The 16,479-nt window shown below is 71.5% G+C and carries 9 protein-coding genes; 1 reads left to right on the plus strand and 8 read right to left on the minus strand.

What is annotated here, in order from left to right; all coding sequences use genetic code 11:
- Positions 1-329 precede the first annotated feature (329 nt).
- From ABD385_RS17575 to ABD385_RS17610, 8 genes are all read right to left on the minus strand, one after another.
- Complete coding sequence (locus tag ABD385_RS17575; RefSeq protein ID WP_344576768.1) at positions 330-7,049, minus strand: eCIS core domain-containing protein; 6,720 nt, start codon at positions 7,047-7,049, stop codon at positions 330-332.
- Positions 7,046-7,465 carry a hypothetical protein gene (locus ABD385_RS17580; RefSeq protein ID WP_344576769.1) on the minus strand — a complete coding sequence of 140 codons (420 nt, stop codon included), beginning with the start codon at positions 7,463-7,465 and terminating at the stop codon, positions 7,046-7,048. The genes ABD385_RS17575 and ABD385_RS17580 overlap by 4 nt, the downstream gene beginning before the upstream one ends.
- Complete coding sequence (locus ABD385_RS17585; RefSeq protein ID WP_344576771.1) at positions 7,456-9,417, minus strand: ATP-binding protein; 1,962 nt, start codon at positions 9,415-9,417, stop codon at positions 7,456-7,458. Before ABD385_RS17585 ends, ABD385_RS17580 begins: the two co-directional genes overlap by 10 nt.
- 51 nt (positions 9,418-9,468) lie before the next feature.
- Entirely contained in the window at positions 9,469-10,428 is a 960-nt protein-coding gene (locus ABD385_RS17590; RefSeq protein WP_344576772.1) for a Pvc16 family protein, read from the minus strand.
- On the minus strand, positions 10,425-11,243 hold the full coding sequence (locus tag ABD385_RS17595) for a hypothetical protein (protein ID WP_344576773.1): 819 nt from the start codon (positions 11,241-11,243) through the stop codon (positions 10,425-10,427). The genes ABD385_RS17590 and ABD385_RS17595 overlap by 4 nt, the downstream gene beginning before the upstream one ends.
- Positions 11,236-11,994 (minus strand): hypothetical protein, encoded by a 759-nt coding sequence (locus ABD385_RS17600; protein ID WP_344576774.1) that lies wholly within the window; start codon positions 11,992-11,994, stop codon positions 11,236-11,238. The genes ABD385_RS17595 and ABD385_RS17600 overlap by 8 nt, the downstream gene beginning before the upstream one ends.
- 37 nt (positions 11,995-12,031) lie before the next feature.
- Entirely contained in the window at positions 12,032-12,556 is a 525-nt protein-coding gene (locus ABD385_RS17605; RefSeq protein WP_344576776.1) for a phage tail protein, read from the minus strand.
- A gap of 87 nt (positions 12,557-12,643) precedes the next feature.
- Positions 12,644-14,491: a phage tail sheath family protein gene (locus ABD385_RS17610; RefSeq protein WP_344576778.1), complete on the minus strand. Its 1,848-nt coding sequence runs from the start codon at positions 14,489-14,491 to the stop codon at positions 12,644-12,646.
- 797 nt (positions 14,492-15,288) lie between these two features.
- On the opposite strand from ABD385_RS17610, the gene sucC reads away from it, so the two are divergent.
- Complete coding sequence (gene sucC / locus ABD385_RS17615; RefSeq protein WP_344576780.1) at positions 15,289-16,467, plus strand: ADP-forming succinate--CoA ligase subunit beta; 1,179 nt, start codon at positions 15,289-15,291, stop codon at positions 16,465-16,467.
- The last annotated feature ends 12 nt before the right edge of the window (positions 16,468-16,479 follow it).

Raw genomic sequence — 16,479 nt, forward strand, 5'->3', positions numbered from 1 at the left:
TCCGCTCTCTCTGGCTCGCTTCAGGCGGCCGCGCCATGTCCCCCCGGCGTCGAAACCTGTGGCGCCCGTTCCCCGTCGTGGGAAGAATCCAGCGGCATCTTCCGCCTCGGACTCCGAAGCCCACAAGTAGCCGATCAGCTGTCCGCGACGCAGCACCGGAATAAAGTGGACTGGGGTTCGCGAGACGCCCAAATACTCGTGGCGCTCCAATGTGAACGGGCTAAGATCCCCGAACTCTGTTGGGCGTCCCGAAGGCAAGTCTTCCGGGTGGTGGGACATCGCGGACTCCGTATCTTAGTTCTGGGTTGTTGCGTGGTAGGTATGCGTAGCTACGGCATCGGATTCATGACTTCGGCGACGATGGTCCAGGGGCCGTTGCGTCCATGGGGAATCACCTGGATGATCCGATACTCCGTACTGCTGGGCAATAGAAGTTCTCGTTGGTTCGGATACTTACTCGTTCTGCCGAGCCATAGGGCGGGCGAACCCTCCGGTACGTTGAGCCGCATTCGATAGGGATTCCTATTGAAAGTTGATTCTCCTCCCACTGATGTCGACATGAATCCCGGCTCCTGCTGGACTGTGCCCTCCAGGCGATTGAGATCCAGAATGTTGTACCCCTTCATGAACCTAATGTCGCCCAGGGACCTGTGTGCCTCCAGCCCTTCGGGAAGCCGGTGCGCCCTGGTGGCCTGGTCAATCAGGGCGCTGCGTTCGAGAAAGTCATCGACGGTAGGGTAGGAGCCGAAAGACACGCCGAGACGCTCCCTTGGGCTGGCGAACTTCTTCATGCGGCGCGCGATTTCGCGCCGTTGCCTGCTGTACAGCTGTTCAGCGGAGTCCGAAGGGGATCCCGTGTTGAGGATTCCCTTGAGGGTCGCCTCGTCGACTTCATGTAGGTCAGGGCGCGCCAGTGCGGCCTTGAGATCTTCCGGGGTGTAGTGGCCATGGCGACCGGTACCGGTGTCTCCCATGATGCGTTGCAGCGTTTTCCGTGGCCCTGGGCTCAGGGTCGGATCGCGCCAACTCGCAAGAAGGTCTTCGGGGTTCTCGTTACCCTCCACCCGCAGGATCTGGTTATACGTCCATCCGTAGTCCGAGTATTCGAGGGCGGCGCGCCTCTGGTCTCGTGGAAGATTTCGCATGTGGTGGCCCAGTTCGGTCTCCCCGTAACGCTCGGCGTTGGCGTTCTGTTCGGATTCTGAGAACTTCCGCGTCCGGGCCGTGTTCTCGGAGAAGCGCCGAATCCCGTCCTCCCCGACACGGCTGAATTTGTCCCAGTGTGCTGCGCCGAAATTACGCGATGGGTTCAGCGTGGCCGCGAAGTCGAATGAGTCGCTGTTGTCATTGATCTGGAGTCCGGTGAGTCGGTACCAGAGCCGCATCGGCCCGAGAACGGCCTGTAGGGCCGGGCGTGGGATGCCGAGCTGCAAGAGGCGGTCGAGCTTCGGCTGGATTCTTGCGACAATCTTCTGCAGTCGGGTCTCCTTGGACTGCTTTGATTTCTCCTTCTTCTTCTGGTCTGCGCGCTTCTGCTTCTTTTGCTCGGCGCGATGCTTCTTGTTGTCGCGCATGTGGTCGCGCTTCTTCTTGAAGAAGTCGCGGGTCTTCTTGGCGCTGTTTTTGAGGGCCTTGCCGAGTTTTGATTTGCGGAGCTTCTTGCCCAGGGCCTTGCCGGCGTTGTGGGCCTTCTTGAGGGCGGACTTGACTTTGCCCTTGATCTTTTTGAGCGCACGCCCCAAGGGGGACTTTGGTTTGCGTGGTTTGGTGCGCTTCGGGGCCTCGGTTTCCTTCTTTTTCTTGGGCGATTCCTGTTTGTGCTCCGCGCGTTGCGGGTGGTCCGGCTTCTTCTCGTCGTGCCGGGGCTTCGCGGGGTTGGCCTTGTCGTTGTCCGGATGCTTCTTCGGGTCCTCCGCGTCGCGTTGGCGCTTGGCGGTGTCTTCCTCGCGGCGGCGGTCGCGTTCCCGGTCGGGGGTGCGACTGGTGGGGCGGTCGTGCGAGGTGGCGGGGCCCTTGGAGCCGGGGTGGGTGGAGGGGTGGTGTTCGGTGGAGGCGCCGGGGCGCGAAGGGACCTTGGGGCCCTTTGGCTTGGTGGGGCTGGTGGGTTTGCGGAGGGCCTGGGTGGCCTTGCGGACGGCACCGCGGGCCCGGTTGACGGCGTTGCCGGCGGCCTTGCGGGCCCCCTTCCCGGTCTTCTTCAGGCCCTTCATGATCTTTTGGGCGATGCCCTTGAGGCGGTTGCCGACGCCCTTCGCGGCCCGGCCGAGGCGGGCCAGGAGGAGGTTGGTGATGAGTTCGAGGAGGGCGACGACGCCGGCGGCGACGGCTACGGCGAAGAGGCAGGCGGCCGGGCCGGACTTGACGGCCTTGAGGAAGGCGAAGAACTTGCCGAAGGCGGAGAGGATCGCGCTGATCGACTGCCAGGCGGCCATCAGGCCCTGAACGATGGTGAGGATCGCGCCGGCCGCGGGGATGATCATCGAGACGACCTTCTCGATGACGAGTTGGGCGATCATCATCGGGAGGGCGGCGATCACCGCGTCCCAGGCCATCTTGCCGATCTGCTTCAGGGACATGCAGCCCTTGATCAGGACGTTGATGACGGCCTTGCCGAGGCCGAGGATGCCCTCAACCTTGGTGTCGAACCACTGCTTGACCGCGGTCTTGATGGCGCCCCAGAGGTGTTCCTGAATACCGGTCTTGGCGGCGCTGCCGGCCTTGGAGAGCCAGCCGCCGGGGTCCGGGGCGATGTCCGCGACGAGGGCGGCGAACTGGCCGAGGGCCTGGATCGCCGCCTCGGCGAACTTGAGGGCGCCGACGATGGCGTCGCGGAAGATCTTGATTGCTGCCTTGAGGCCCGCCTCCAGGACGTTGAGGAGGGCGTTGAGGCCAGCGGCAAGCGCATCGAGGAGGGTGTTGACGACCTTCTTGAGGCCGTCGGCGAGCTTGTTGACGGTGGCGATCGCCTTGTCGCGCAGGTCGTTGATGGCCTTGCGGAACTTGTCGCGGAGTTCCGGGAACGCGGCCAGCAGCACGTCGCCGATGGCGATGAGCGCGTCCGCGACCGCGTTGATGGCCTTGATGGCGAAGTCGCGGACCGCGTCGATCGCCTTGTTCGCCCACTCCTTGAAGGTGTCGATGACACTGTTGATCGCCTTGCGGGCCTCGTCGAAGATCTTGGTGACGGCGTCCAGGAGGTCCTTGAAGAAGTCGGCGACGGCATCGACGATCTTGCCGAAGAGGCTGTCGGAATCCTTTTTCTTCTCGTCCTTCTTCTTTTTGGCGTCCTTGTCCGCCTCATCGGCCTTGTTGTTGATGTCCTTGTTGTCGTTGTTCTTTCGGTCGTCTACCTCCTTGTCCTTGGTGTCGCGTTCCTTGGTGATCTTGTCGTTGCCGTCCTTGTGCTCCTTCTCGGTGTCCTTGTCGGCCTTCTGGATCTTCTTGTCCTGCTCGTCGCGCCAGTTCTGACGCTCCGTCTTGGCCTGATCGGCCGCCCGGCCGCGCTCCGCCGTCTGCTGCTCGGTGTTGCGAGCGACCTCGTTGTCGATCTGCTGTTGCTTCTCCTGCTTGTCCTTCTGTTCGCCTTGTTGCTGTTCCTTCTCCTTGGCGGCCACCTGGGTGCCCGCCTGGCCGGTGGCGCTCTTGATCTCGCCGCCGCGCTCCTGCTTGGCCACCGCCCCGGCGCCGGGCTTGGGTGCACCACCGGCCGTCGCACCTCCGCCACCCCCCGCGCCGGCCCGGCCGCCCTGCGCCTTCCCCTGGAGTTCCTCCTGGGGCGCGTCGGGGTAGATCTTGTCCTCACCCAGCGACTTGGACGCGTCCGACCGTCCGGTGTCCTGGATCTTGCCCTGCTTCTCCTTGAGCTTCTCCGCCTGCTTGTCCGTGCGCTGCGGGTCGCTGTCCCCCTCCAGCTTGATCTTGGGGGCTGGGCCGACGGTCTTGTTGTGCAGCTCGGGGTCGCTGGTCGGGACCTGGTCCGCGGCCGCCGCCACGCTCTTGGCGTCGTCCGACGTGAGCTTGCCGTCCTTCGAGGGCGGCACGTGCGGTGTCGGGATGTTGTCGGTCGGCTTGGCGCCCTCGGCCTTCTCGCTGCCCTTGGCTCGTTGCTTCTCGCCCTGCGCCTCTGGGCCGAGCTTTTCCAACTGGCCCGTGACCGGGGTCTCCGGGGCCTGCTCTTCCGGCTTCCCGTGCAGGGTCTGCGGCGCCCCGGAAGGCCGTTCCCGCTTCGGCGGGTTGGCGTCGAGCCGCTGCTGCTCGTCGTTGACCTTCTTGTCGGCCGCGCCGTCCAGACCGGGCAGTGCCTCCTGCGCCTGGTCCGGAGCGAGCTGACCGACGGTGTTCAGCGCCGACTTGGGGTCCTGCGCCGAGACGTCCGGCGCCTTCTCCTTCTTCTCCTCGGCGGCCTTCGCGCTCCCGCCGCCCCCGCCGCAGCCCCCGCCGCCCTCCTCCTGCTCGGCAGCCGGTGCTGGTGGCGCACAGCCCCCGCCGTCCTTCTCCAACGAGGCGTCCGGCTGGGCCTTCGCCCCCTCGGGTGCGGGCGCGCCCATCTTGCCGGGACTGTCGGCCTGTTGGGACGCCGGCCCGACCGCGGCCTGGGCGACGGAAGGCGCGCCGCCGGGGCCGGCGGCGGCCGACGGCGCATTGGCCGGCTCGGTGCCGCCCACCGCACCGCTGGGCGCCGCACCGGGCCCCGACTCCTTCGGTACCGCGCTCTTCGCGCCTGGCGCGTCCCGCTCGGCCCGCACGGGCTCGGCACCCCGGCGTGCAGCGGGGGACGGACGCCGGTCCTCGGCCGGCGTACGGTCGGTATGCGCACCGGCAGGCGGGGCCGAAGAGGAGGCCGATGACGCGGACGAGTCCGCGCCCGCGCTCGTCGCGCCGTCCGAAGGGACCCCGGCCGGCTTCCCGGCCGCCGCGCCCTCCGGCTGTCCCTGCGCCTGGCGCTTCTCCTCCTGGGCGTCCTGTTCCTTCTTCTCCGTCTGCTCGTCCTGGGCCTCCTTGGCGTCCGGCGCCTCCTCGCCGGTGCCGCCCTCCGCGTCGCGGTCCGCGTCCTTGTCGTCGGCGTCCTGCTTGGCCTGGCGGGCGCCGTCCTCGTCCTTGTCCTGGGCCTGGTCCGGATCCCGCTTCTCCTCGGCCTCCGGCTCCTGGGCCTGTTGGTCCTCGGCCTCCGGGTCCGGGCCGACCTCCTGCTCGACCGGCATCGAGGGCTGGAGGTCCTTCTCGGTTCGGTCCCCGGCCTCCGCGGCCGGCCCCTGCTCCGGCTGCGGAGCCTCGCCCTCGACCGGCCCCAGCTCCGCACCCGGCGGCTTGGTCTCGGCCTCCGGCTCGTCCTCGTGCTCCTCGTCGTCCGCCGCGTTCTCGCGCTCCTGCTGGACCTGCTCGGCCTTGGTGGGCGGGGGAGTGGGGAACGTCGGCAACGCGGCGTCGGGGTGGTCGGCGGTCGGTACGGACGAGACGTCCAGGTCGGCGTCGGGGAGGAAGTCCTCCGGTTTCAGTGCGGCCTCGCCCGGGCCCGCGCCGCCCTTGGCCGCTGCACCGGTGTCCCCACTCGCGCCGATGTCCTTCTCGGCGCCCGCCTCCAGCCCGATCGGCTGTTCCTCCTCGCGGAGCGGGCCGTCCTCCTCGTCCTGTTCGTTCAGCCCGTGTTCGGACAGCGCGCTGTCCCGTTGGCCGGCCCGCTCGTCGACCTTCTCCGGACGGACCGGTCCGGGCTGCTCACGCTTCTTCTTCTCCAGCTCCTCCTGCTTCGAGCCGTCCGCCGGTTTCGTCGCGTCGTCGCTGCGCTTGCGTTTGTCGGCGCCGGGACGGTTGGCCTGTTCCGGGTCGGCCTCCTCACGCTCCCGCTGGGTCTTGCGCTCCTCCTTGGTGCGCTCGGCACCGTCCTTGGCCCGGTCCGCCTTGGTGGCATCGGCCTGATCGGCCTCCTGGCGCTCCTGGCCCTGCTGTTCCTCGGCCTGCTGCTGCTCCTGCTTGACGTCCGCGCCCTCGACAGCACGTTCGTCCTCGTGCGCCTTGCGCTCGCCGGCCTCCTGGTCCTCCGCCGCCGCGTCGCGCTGCGCCCTGCTCTGGTCCTGGTCCTGCTTCTGTGCCCGTCCTTTGGTGTCCTTCTTCTCCTCGTCGGCGTCCGCGGCGCGTTGCTTCTCTGCCTGCGCGGCGCCCCGGCCCTGCTGCTCCTGGCCTGCCCGCTCGTCGAGCACCTGGTCGAGGACGTCGGGCACCGGCTCGGGGGTGGACGACGGCTGGAAGCCGGTCGGCAACACCTCGGACTCCGTCACCAGTTCCAGCAGCCGGTCGAAGTCGGAACCGAGCAGCCGCACCTCCAGCCGGTCCAACACCGACTCCTGCAGTTCGGGTGCCATCCGGGCGATTTCGAGACGCACCCGCCCCGACCGATCCTCCGGATCCCCCCGCAACGACCGCAGCACCCCATTGGCCAGGCGGTCGACCAAGGTGGCCGGGTCGATCAGTTCCCTACGGTGGCGGTCGGCGTCCACCGTGGCGTAGCGGAGCCAGCCGGGTGCCTGCTGGCCCGGCTCGACCGGTGGGGTCGGTCGTTCCGGGCGTGCGGTGCCGAGCATGGCGGCCCGGACGGACTCCTGGGCCGCGCCCTCCGCCTCCCGTTCGATGGCCTCCTGGGGGAGGCTGACCGCGCCCAGGTCGCGGCCGGCGCGCAGGGCGCCGGGGCCGTGCGGGTCCTGGACGGTGTGCAGGAGTTCGTGGGCGAGGAGGCGTCGGCCGTCGGCGGTGCCGGGGCGGTAGGCGCCCTCGCGGAAGAAGACGTCCTGGCCGACGGCGAACGCGTCGGCGCCCATGAGGTCGGCGAGCCGCCCGGAGTCGCGGTCGGTGTGCAGGCGGACCTGGCCGAAGTCGTGGCCGAGCTGTTCCTCCAGCTCGCGGCGGACGCTGAGGTCGAGGGGCTGGCCGGCGCCGCTGACGATGTTCTTGGGTTCGGGGGCGGTGGACTTGGCGGAGCGCTCCTTGCGCTTGCGGCGCCGGGCGTCGCGGGCGGACCGGTCGTCCTGGGTGCCCGCGCGGTGCGTGCTGCTCATCGCACCTCCCCCCGCCCGGTGAGGCCCGCGTGCACCGCGCGGGCCAGCGCCTCGCCCAGCCGCACGGGATGGGTGGTGGCCGGCAGCGGCGGCAGGCCGGCGAGCCCGTCGAGCGCGAGGTCCGCGCCGCCGTCCGCCGCCAGCGGCACGCCCCGCTCGCGCACCAGGCGGCTCAACTCGGCCCGGAACGCGGCCGACACCCGGCTCGGGTCGATCCGGGCGTCGAAGCCGTCCAGCACCAGTGCGTCGATCTCGATGCGGAACGTCCCGGGGGAGCGGGACGCCCGCGGGTCCTCGTGCGCCGGCGCGGGGGCCGGCGTGCGGTGCGCGGCGGACGCCGGTGCCGGTGCCGGCGTCGCGGGGACGGACCGGGCCGCTCGCGCGCCGTCCCTGCCGACCTCGTGCTTCAGACCCATCCGTGGACCTCCGACGGCGCCAGAGAACGTTCCAACTTCAGGTACTCGGTACGGGCCGCGGCCAGCATGTGGCGCATCTGGAGGCGGTCGCCCTCCTCCGCGGCGAGGAACGCGCCGGAGAGCGCGATGTTGCGGATCGAGCCGCCGGCGACGGTCAGTTGGGCCAGCAGCGCCGGGTCGATGCCCTTCGTCGGGGCCTGGGCCGGCAGCACCCGGCGCCAGATCTCCGCCCGCTCGCGTTCGGTGGGGAAGGGGAAGTCGACGACGAAGCGGATCCGCCGCATGAACGCCGAGTCCAGGGCCTTCTTCATGTTGGTGGTCAGGACGGCCAGGCCGCGGTACGCCTCCATGCGCATCAGCAGGTAGCTGACCTCCAGGTTGGCGTAGCGGTCGTGACTGTCCTTGACCTCGCTGCGCTTGCCGAACAGCGCGTCCGCCTCGTCGAAGAGGAGCAGCGCGCCGCCGCGCTCGGCCGCGTCGAAGACCCGGCTGAGGTTCTTCTCGGTCTCGCCGATGTACTTGCTGACGACCTGGGAGAGGTCGACGACGAAGAGGTCCAGGCCGAGTTCCCTGGCCAGCACCTCGGCGGCCAGCGTCTTGCCGGTGCCGGAACCGCCCGCGAAGAGCGCGGTGACGCCCAGGCCGCTGCGCAGCGACGTCGCGAAGCCCCAGTCCTGGTAGACGGTGCCGCGCTGGCGGACGTGCGCGACGACCTCCTGGAGGATGCTCAGCTGCCGGTCGGCGAGCACCAGGTCGTCCCAGCCGGCCCGCGGTTCGATCCGGCGGCCCAGCTCGTCCAGGCCCATCCGCGCCTCGGCGAGTCCGGCCCGCCAGGCCAGCTCGGCGGCGTCGGCGGCCGGCAGGTCGCGGCGCACGCTGGCGGCCGCGGACCGCACCACGTGCGGCGGCAGCCGGAACTGCGCGACGAGGGAAGCCAGATGACGTTCCGTCACTTGGGGCAGGTCGGCGAACGCGTCGGCCCAGAGGCCGAGTTGTTCCTCGTCGGAGAGGTGGGGGACGGTGACGCGGGCGCCGCGCGGCTGGCCGGTCTGCCGGGGGTCCTGGCTGGAGACGACCAGCGGGACGGCGGTGCCGGCGACGAACGCGTCCGCGGCGGCCAGCTGCTCCCGGTCCAGCTCGCCGACCTCGACCAGCAGCGCCGCCGGCAGCAGGATCGCCTCCCGCTGCCAGAGCCGGGCCAGCCGGTCCCGTTCCGCGGGGTCGGTCGGGACGTCGGCGGCGCTCATCGCGTACAGGCCGAGGCCGGAGCGGCGGGCCGCGGCCGCGGCGATCTCCCCCCGGGTCCGGAGGTCGCCGCCGACCAGTTCGACCCGCAACGGGGCGTTCGGCCCGGCCCCCGTCCAGCCCGCCGCCACCCGCCGGGCCGCCGTCTCGTGGGCGGGCGGCAGGGTCTCGGGCGGGACGGTGCGGCGCAGTTGGCCGTGCAGCCGGGCGTCCAGGTAGGGGGCGCCGGCGAGGAAGTGCAGGATGCGTTCGTCGAGCCGCAGGCGGCTGGCGGTCAGCCGGGTCTCGTCCTCCAACTCGACCAGCCGCCAGCGGCGCAGCGGGGCGACCGGCGTCAGGGCGCTCCAGTGCGGTGCGTCGAGCGCGGCCAGGGCGAGCGAGAACGTGGGGTGGGGGCGGGACGGATCGCCGCTGGCGGCGGCGCAGCGGGAGCCGGTGGTCGGGTCCAACTCGACGGCCGCGGCGAGCAGTACGACGTCCCGCTCGAAGGAGGTGAGCCCGAAGCAGGCGGTGAGCGCGTCGAGGGCCTGGGGGGAGGGCGCGCCGGGGCCGGGCCTCCCCGCATCGTTCTCCGGGGCGTTGCCGTGGGCCCGGGCGGCGTGCGCGTCCAGGCGCGCGAGCACGGCCCGGACGGCGGCGGTCAGCGCGGCGCCGTCCGTCTCGCCGGGCGCCGCCGCCCCGGGGCCGTCCCCGCCGTCGCCCGCCATGTCCCCCGCGTCCCCTGCGTCCTTTGCCGCCCCCGTTCCCCGCACCGCGCCTCAGCCCTCCCCGCCGTCGTCGGCCCGGCCCGCGTCGTCGGCCCGGGCCGCCTGCCGCGGGCCGTCGCCGGTCGTCTTACGGGCGTGGGGACGGGAGCGCGCGCCGGCCCCCGCGCGGCTGACACCCGAACTCCACTCCCCAGTACCGGACTTGGTGGCCTTCCGGGCGCCGCCCGCCACCTTCTTCGCGGGCCGTTTCGCCGGTGCGGGCGCCGCGGGCCCGCCCGCCGACGAGTCGCCCGCCGCCCGGCCGTCCGCCGCCCCGTCATCCGTCGCCCCGTCGTCCCCCGCGCCAGGTGCCGGGACCGCGTCCCCCGTCCGCACCGCCGCGTCCCCCAACGGCACCTCCGGCGGCACCTCGGGCACCACCGTCACCTCCGGTCGCTTGACCGGGATGGCCGGCGCCGGCTTCTGGTGGCCGTCCAGCAGCACCAACGACGCCTGGTAGGCCACCGACAGGGAGTACGGCGTGTTGTTGAGCATGCCCCAGAGCTTGGAGGTCTCGTCCACGTCCATCTGGGTCGGCGTGAACCGGACCTTCTGCGGGGACGCGGCGAGGTCACTGCCCGCCAGGTAAGGGCGTTCGGCCGCCTCCTCGATCAACTCCCGCGGCAGGACCGGGATCTCGTGCAGGGTCCGCACCACGCTGCCGATCAGCCGCTGTCCGACCAGCTCCTGCTCCTCCCCGTACGCGCTGATCAGGAAGTGCAGGTCGATCGCGGCGGCGGGACGCTTGAGCAGTGTGCCGTCGGAGGCCCGGGTGACCAGGTCGGAGTTGCGCATCGAGGGGTTGTGCGAGACCTGGTACAGGAACACGGTGATCGTCGGGTCGGTCGGGGGATCGGCCGGCGGCTTGCGGGTCTCCACGGAGACGGCCAGGTCGATCTCGGGATGCAGGTTGTGCTCGATCAGCAGCGCAAGGGCCTGGGTGACCGTCGCGAGGGCGAGTGCGTTGCTCATGTGGAGCGTCCCCCTGAAGTCCGTTGCTGGGTGGCCAGGTAGTCCGCGAGGTTCAGCGTCGGCGCCCGCCGCTCGGGGCGCGCCGGACCGGTGCCGGCCGCGGGCCGTTCGGCGCCGGCCGCACTGACCTCCAGCCGGCCGATCTGCACGTGCACCACCCGCTCGGCCGGGCCGCGCGGGCCGCGCCGGCCGTTCGCGGCACCGGCGCGGGGCGGCACCGGACGACGCGGCGCCGGCAGGTCGTCGAGGCGCGGGCGCAGCAGGCCGGCGGGCGCCGGGCCGACCGCCCGCGGACCGCCCGGTGACGCCCCGCGGTCCGGCGCCGTCCCCGGCCCGTCGGCCACCGCCCGTCCCCGGGACCGGGCGCCCTCGGCGGCGGCCCGGGCCCCCGGTGCGGCCGTGGTGGCGGGCCGCAGCAACGCGCCCGGCCCCGGCTCCCGTTCGGCCGCCGCGCGGCCCGTCGCGGGGGCCGGCGCCGCCTCGGTGCGCACCACCGTCTCCCGCGCGCGGTGCGTGCGGACCTCCGTCCACCGCTCGGTGCGCGGGCCCTCGGCGAACGGTGCCGTAGCGGGCCGCCCGGTCGGCCACGGGGACGCCGGACCGTCGTCGTCCGGATCGTCGGAGGCCGGGCCGCGCACCGCCTCCACCCGCTCGAACGGGCCGGGCAGCCGCGGCCGGACGAGCGTGCGCGCCGTCGGGGCGTCGGCGCCGCCGGGCACGCCGAACGGGTCGGGCGGCGGCGGGGCGTGCCGGGCCAGCAGCCGGCCGAGGTAGTCGCCGGACGCGGCGGGCGTCCGCTCGGGCATCTCAGGCATCCGCGCACAGCTCCAGGTAGTAGCGGCGCCGCAGCGGGCTGAGCGCCAGGATCTCGGGCTCGCTCCAGCCGTAGGCCGCGGCGAGCAGGTGGACGTCGAGGAGCAGGTCGCGGGCCCAGGCGTCCAGTTCGGTCCACAGGTACGCGGCGATGTCCAGCTCCGCCGGGGTGGCCGCGCCGCACTCCGGGCAGGCGATCTCCAGCGTCAGTTCCGCGCCGGGGTCGGCGTCCTCGGCCGCCGCGGCGAACCGCTTGAGCACCGGGTCGGGCAGGGCGGCGAGCTCCTCGGCGGTGGCCTGCCGGCCGGCTCGCCGGGCGGCGAGGGCGCAGCGGGCCGCGAGCAGCCGCCGGGCGGTGGTGCCGTCCGGTGGTCGGGCGGCGGCCACGGCGGCCAGGTCCGCGGCGGCGGGCAGCCGGAACCGGACCGTCCACTCGCCCTCGTCCACCCGCAGCCCGCCCTCCGGCGGCCGGGGCCGCGCGGCCGCCAACTCCCCGGCATCCAGCTCGCATTCCAGCGCGGCGCCGCAGCCGGGCACCGTGCAGGAGAGCGTGATCTCCATCCGGTCGCCGAACAGCGTCCGGCGCAGCGCGAACAGGTCGGCCGCCCGCTCGCCGAGCGGTGCCGTCGCAAGGGCGTCGGGCGCCGCGTCGGGCCGGGCCGCCCGGTGCAGCAGGAGGGCCCGGGCGGCGCCCCGCTCGGCCAGCCCGGCCTCCCAGGTGGCCAGCAGTTCCGCCGGCCCGGTGACCGTCATCCGTTGCTCCGTCGCCCCACCACCGCGGTGCCGCGGCTCAGGCCGGGTGGGTGAACGAGGGCTCCTCCGGCTCGGGCACCTCGTAGTCGCGTTCCCAGCCCTCGCATTCGAGCTTGAGGCTCTGGATGGCCACCGCGTTGGCGTTGGCGTCCATCTCGCCCAGGACCTGGTACTCGCTGGGCCAGGACCGGTAGATCTTGTGCGAGACGGCGACCTGCCCGGCCTCGTTGAGGACCTGGATGACGATGTCCTTGCGGAAGTCGGCGAGCGACACCTCCGAGCCGAGGCCGGCGCCGACCTGCCAGACCTTGTTGGCCCAGCGGTCGAACTCCGGGTCGTGGGTGACCCCGCGCTCCAGGGTGATGCCCTCGAACTCGGAGCGGCCCGGGGACTTCCGCGGGGAGCTGGGGTCGCCGCCGTTGCGGTGCTTGACGACCTCGGTGGTGCGCTTGAGCGGACTGATCTTGCTGACCCCCGCGACCGTCCGGCCGTCCCACAGGACGAGGAACTTGAAGTTCTTGTACGGGTCGAAGCGATGGGCGTTGACCTTGAACTCAGCCATCGGATTCCTTACACGTCGGATTCCTTACACGTCGGCGTCGTGGGGCGCACGGGGGCCGGCCCGTCGGCCGGACCCGGCGCCCCCGCCCTAGAGGTCGAACTGGCCGGCCAGCTGCTGGATCTTGACGATCACGAACTCGGCCGGTTTGACGGGCGCGATGCCGACCACGACGTTCACGATCCCGTTCTCGACGTCCGCCTCGGTCGTGGTGTCCTTGTCGCACTTGACGAAGTACGCCTGCCGCGGGGTGCCGCCCTGGAAGGCGCCCTTCTCGAAGAGGGTGTGCAGGTAGGCGGAGGCGTTGAGGCGGATCTGCTGCCACAGCTGCTCGTTGTTGGGCTCGAAGACCACCCACTGCAGTCCGCGCAGCAGGCTCTCCTCGACGTGCAGGGCCAGCCGGCGCACCGGGACGTACTTCCACTCGCTGTCCAGGGCGTCCGACCCCTGGAGCGTGCGGGCGCCCCACACCAGCGGGCCGACCATCGGGAAGGTCCGCAGGCAGTTGATGCCGAGCGGGTTGAGCAGGCCGTTCTCGCGGTCGGTGAGCTTGACGGTCAGGCCGTGCACGCCGGCCAGTCGCGCCTCGGTGCCCGCCGGCGCCTTCCACACCCCGCGCTCGCCGTCGGTGCGGGCGATCACGCCGGCCAGCGCGCCGGACGGCGGGAAGGACCGCAGCCGGCCGGTGAGCGGGTCGGTGAGTTGCAGGTGTGGGAAGTACAGGGCCGCGTGGTTGTCGCGGACCGCGTCGAAGGCGCCGATGCCGGCCCGTGCGGCGTCCACGCTGCCCCACGCCGCGGGCGCGTCCACCAGGAGGAACATCCGGCGCTCCTGGCACAGCCGCTGGGCCGCCGAGACCACCGTGAGCTGGTCGTCGACGGACGCGTACGAGGCCAGCTCGGGCAGGGCGAGCAGGTTGACGTCGGGGATGTCGCGCAGCGCCTGGAGGCCGCTCTTGCGGGCCTCGCTGCCGATGAGGTCGCGCGGTCCCGGCGGGTCGCCGTCCTCGCCGCCGCACAGCGGGAAGACCGGCGGATTGACCGACGCCTCCAGCCCCAGGTCGTTGGCGCACTCGCCGAGGAAGCGGACCACGTCGCCGGGGTCGGTGGAGCCGCCCACCACCTGGATGCGGCGTCCGAAGGAGATGACCTGGGCGCCCGCGAAGGCGTGCTTGCCGGGCGCGTCCGGCAGGGAGCGCAGCTTGTGCTCCAGCAGCAGCGCCAGCTCGGTGACGTCGCACGGCGGCTCGCCGTCGCAGTCCGGGTCGTAGAGCGTGAACTCCCGCTCCACCTCGCCGATCTTCACCGTCAACTCCACGGTGAGATCCGGGAGTTCGTGGTGGAACGGCTTGGAGACGGTGCCGGAGGGGTCCGGGCGGCCCTCGCCCACGGCCGCCCCGCGGATCAGCGACGAGCCGGCGTTGACCACCGTCTCCACGAACCGGCCGCTGCCGGGGTCCATGGACAGTCCGGTGAAGGACTCGCGGGCGGTGCCGTGCGCGTCGAGGACCTGGAGGTTGAAGGTCTCGTCCGGGCACGGGGTGTCGTGGTCGACGGCGAGGCGCAGGCCGTCGCCCCAGACGCCCGGTTCCTTGGCGTGCACCGTGAGGACCGGGCACTGGCTGCGCCCCTCGGTGGACTCCAGGGTGACCTGGGCCTCCGTGCCGCTGCCGGCCTTGGCGACCCGGACGATCACCGCGACGGCGCCGCCGTTGCCGAAGAACTGGTGGACGGCGTAGGAGACCGGGCTGCGCGAGGTCAGGCCGCCGAAGCGGCGCTCGAAGTCGGCGAAGCTGGTGATCCGGACCGGTTCGTTGAGCGGGCCGCGCCGGGTGTGACCGACGAACGCGGTCACCGAGGTCGTCACGGTGGTGATGCTGCGGATGCTGCTGGGAAGCTCTTCGACATAGACGCCGGGATAGGTCGTATGTGTCGGCATTCCCCCTCCAATCCCTTCAGGCACCGAGTGTGAGGACACCAAGAAATCGAGAAAACCGGGAGGGGTGGGCGGGGAGAAGGGGGAGGGACGGCAGGCGCGGAAGAGTCCGCGACCGCGTGCAGCGGTGAGCGCGGTCGTGCATCCCCCCACTACCCATCAAGTTCCCCCGTCTGCGTCCGGTGCGGGGCGGTCCGTGTTCCGCGGTCCGACCCGTACGGGACCAAGCCCGGAAGTGCGCGACTCCGGCCTGTGACTCCTGATGCGTAAGTGCTCAACGCAGTCTCTTTCAGGGGGAGTTGGAGGGTCAAGGAGCTTTCCGGACACCGCCTGCGGAGGTCTTGTGCGGGCCCGTTGCGGCTTCTGCCCGAAGGGCTTCCCGCTTCCCCGCAACCGGAACCGGACGGGCCGGGTGCGCGCGGGAGCACCGCGGCGTCGGCCCCCGCCGCTCGAACGGCGCACGACGACGGAGTGCACGGCGGACGGCGGCCCGGTCGCCCGCACGCCCGGTCGGCCCTGCGAAATACCTCCGGCGCGCCGAGGCGGCCCTGCGGAAAAGGGGCGGCGGAGTACGTTGGCCAAAAGATCTGTGACCGTAATCACCGCCGGAGTGTGATCTCTGATTTAGGGACGCATGTCCAGCGGAGATACCCTGCGAGACGGACATGCCGCGTATCCGGACACCGTGCATACGCCTCCCCAGTGACAGCGCCGTCACGTTGCCCTTCGCGGCACGCCCATCGCAGACGAACGAACCGCGATCACTACGGCGATTCTGAGAAGACAAGGGACGGACGCGCGTGGACCTGTTCGAGTACCAGGCGAGGGACCTCTTCGCCAAGCACGGTGTACCGGTGCTGGCCGGTGAAGTCATCGACACGCCTGAGGCGGCGCGCGCGGCGACTGAGCGCCTTGGCGGCAAGTCCGTCGTCAAGGCGCAGGTGAAGGTCGGCGGCCGCGGCAAGGCCGGTGGCGTGAAGCTGGCCGCCACGCCGGACGAGGCCGTCGCCCGGGCGACGGACATCCTCGGCATGGACATCAAGGGCCACACGGTCCACAAGGTGATGATTGCCGAGACGGCTCCGGAGATCGCCGAGGAGTACTACGTCTCCTACCTCCTGGACCGCACCAACCGCACCTTCCTGGCCATGGCCTCGGTCGCGGGCGGCATGGACATCGAGGAGGTCGCCGCGACGACCCCCGAGAAGCTCGCCAAGGTCCCGGTCGACGCCAACGAGGGCGTCTCGATCGAGAAGGCCCGCGAGATCGTCGCCCTGGCGCAGTTCCCGGCCGAGGTCGCCGAGCAGGTCGCCGAGGTGCTGGTCACGCTGTGGCAGACCTTCATCAAGGAGGACGCCCTCCTCGTCGAGGTCAACCCGCTGGCCAAGGTCGCCTCCGGTGACGTCCTCGCCCTCGACGGCAAGGTCTCCCTGGACGCCAACGCCGAGTTCCGCCAGCCGGAGCACGAGGCCCTGGAGGACAAGGCCGCGGCTAACCCGCTCGAAGCCGCGGCCAAGGCCAAGGGTCTGAACTACGTCAAGCTCGACGGCCAGGTCGGCATCATCGGCAACGGCGCGGGTCTCGTCATGAGCACCCTGGACGTCGTCGCCTACGCCGGTGAGAACCACGGCGGCGTCAAGCCCGCCAACTTCCTCGACATCGGTGGCGGCGCCTCCGCCGAGGTCATGGCGAACGGCCTGGAGATCATCCTCGGCGACCCGGACGTGAAGTCCGTGTTCGTCAACGTCTTCGGCGGCATCACCGCCTGCGACGAGGTCGCCAACGGCATCGTGCAGGCCCTGGAGCTCCTCAAGTCCAAGGGCGAGAACGTCAGCAAGCCGCTGGTCGTCCGCCTCGACGGCAACAACGCCGAGCTGGGTCGCAAGATCCTCTCGGACGCCAACCACCCGCTGGTGCAGCGCGTGGACACGATGGACGGTGCGGCCGACAAGGCCGCCGAGCTGGCCGCGGCCAAGTAAGGGACGAGGACT

The organism is Streptomyces lunalinharesii (assembly GCF_039532155.1).
In the GTDB taxonomy this organism is placed as follows: Bacteria; Actinomycetota; Actinomycetes; order Streptomycetales; family Streptomycetaceae; genus Streptomyces; species Streptomyces lunalinharesii.

Coding starts and splice junctions, on each gene's coding strand:
- ABD385_RS17600 (WP_344576774.1), bottom strand. CDS start 11,994: ATGACGGTCACCGGGCCGGCGGAACTGCTGGCCACCTGGGAGGCCGGG.
- ABD385_RS17610 (WP_344576778.1), bottom strand. CDS start 14,491: ATGCCGACACATACGACCTATCCCGGCGTCTATGTCGAAGAGCTTCCC.
- ABD385_RS17585 (WP_344576771.1), bottom strand. CDS start 9,417: ATGGCGGGCGACGGCGGGGACGGCCCCGGGGCGGCGGCGCCCGGCGAG.
- ABD385_RS17580 (WP_344576769.1), bottom strand. CDS start 7,465: ATGGGTCTGAAGCACGAGGTCGGCAGGGACGGCGCGCGAGCGGCCCGG.
- ABD385_RS17605 (WP_344576776.1), bottom strand. CDS start 12,556: ATGGCTGAGTTCAAGGTCAACGCCCATCGCTTCGACCCGTACAAGAAC.
- ABD385_RS17590 (WP_344576772.1), bottom strand. CDS start 10,428: ATGAGCAACGCACTCGCCCTCGCGACGGTCACCCAGGCCCTTGCGCTG.
- ABD385_RS17595 (WP_344576773.1), bottom strand. CDS start 11,243: ATGCCTGAGATGCCCGAGCGGACGCCCGCCGCGTCCGGCGACTACCTC.
- ABD385_RS17575 (WP_344576768.1), bottom strand. CDS start 7,049: ATGAGCAGCACGCACCGCGCGGGCACCCAGGACGACCGGTCCGCCCGC.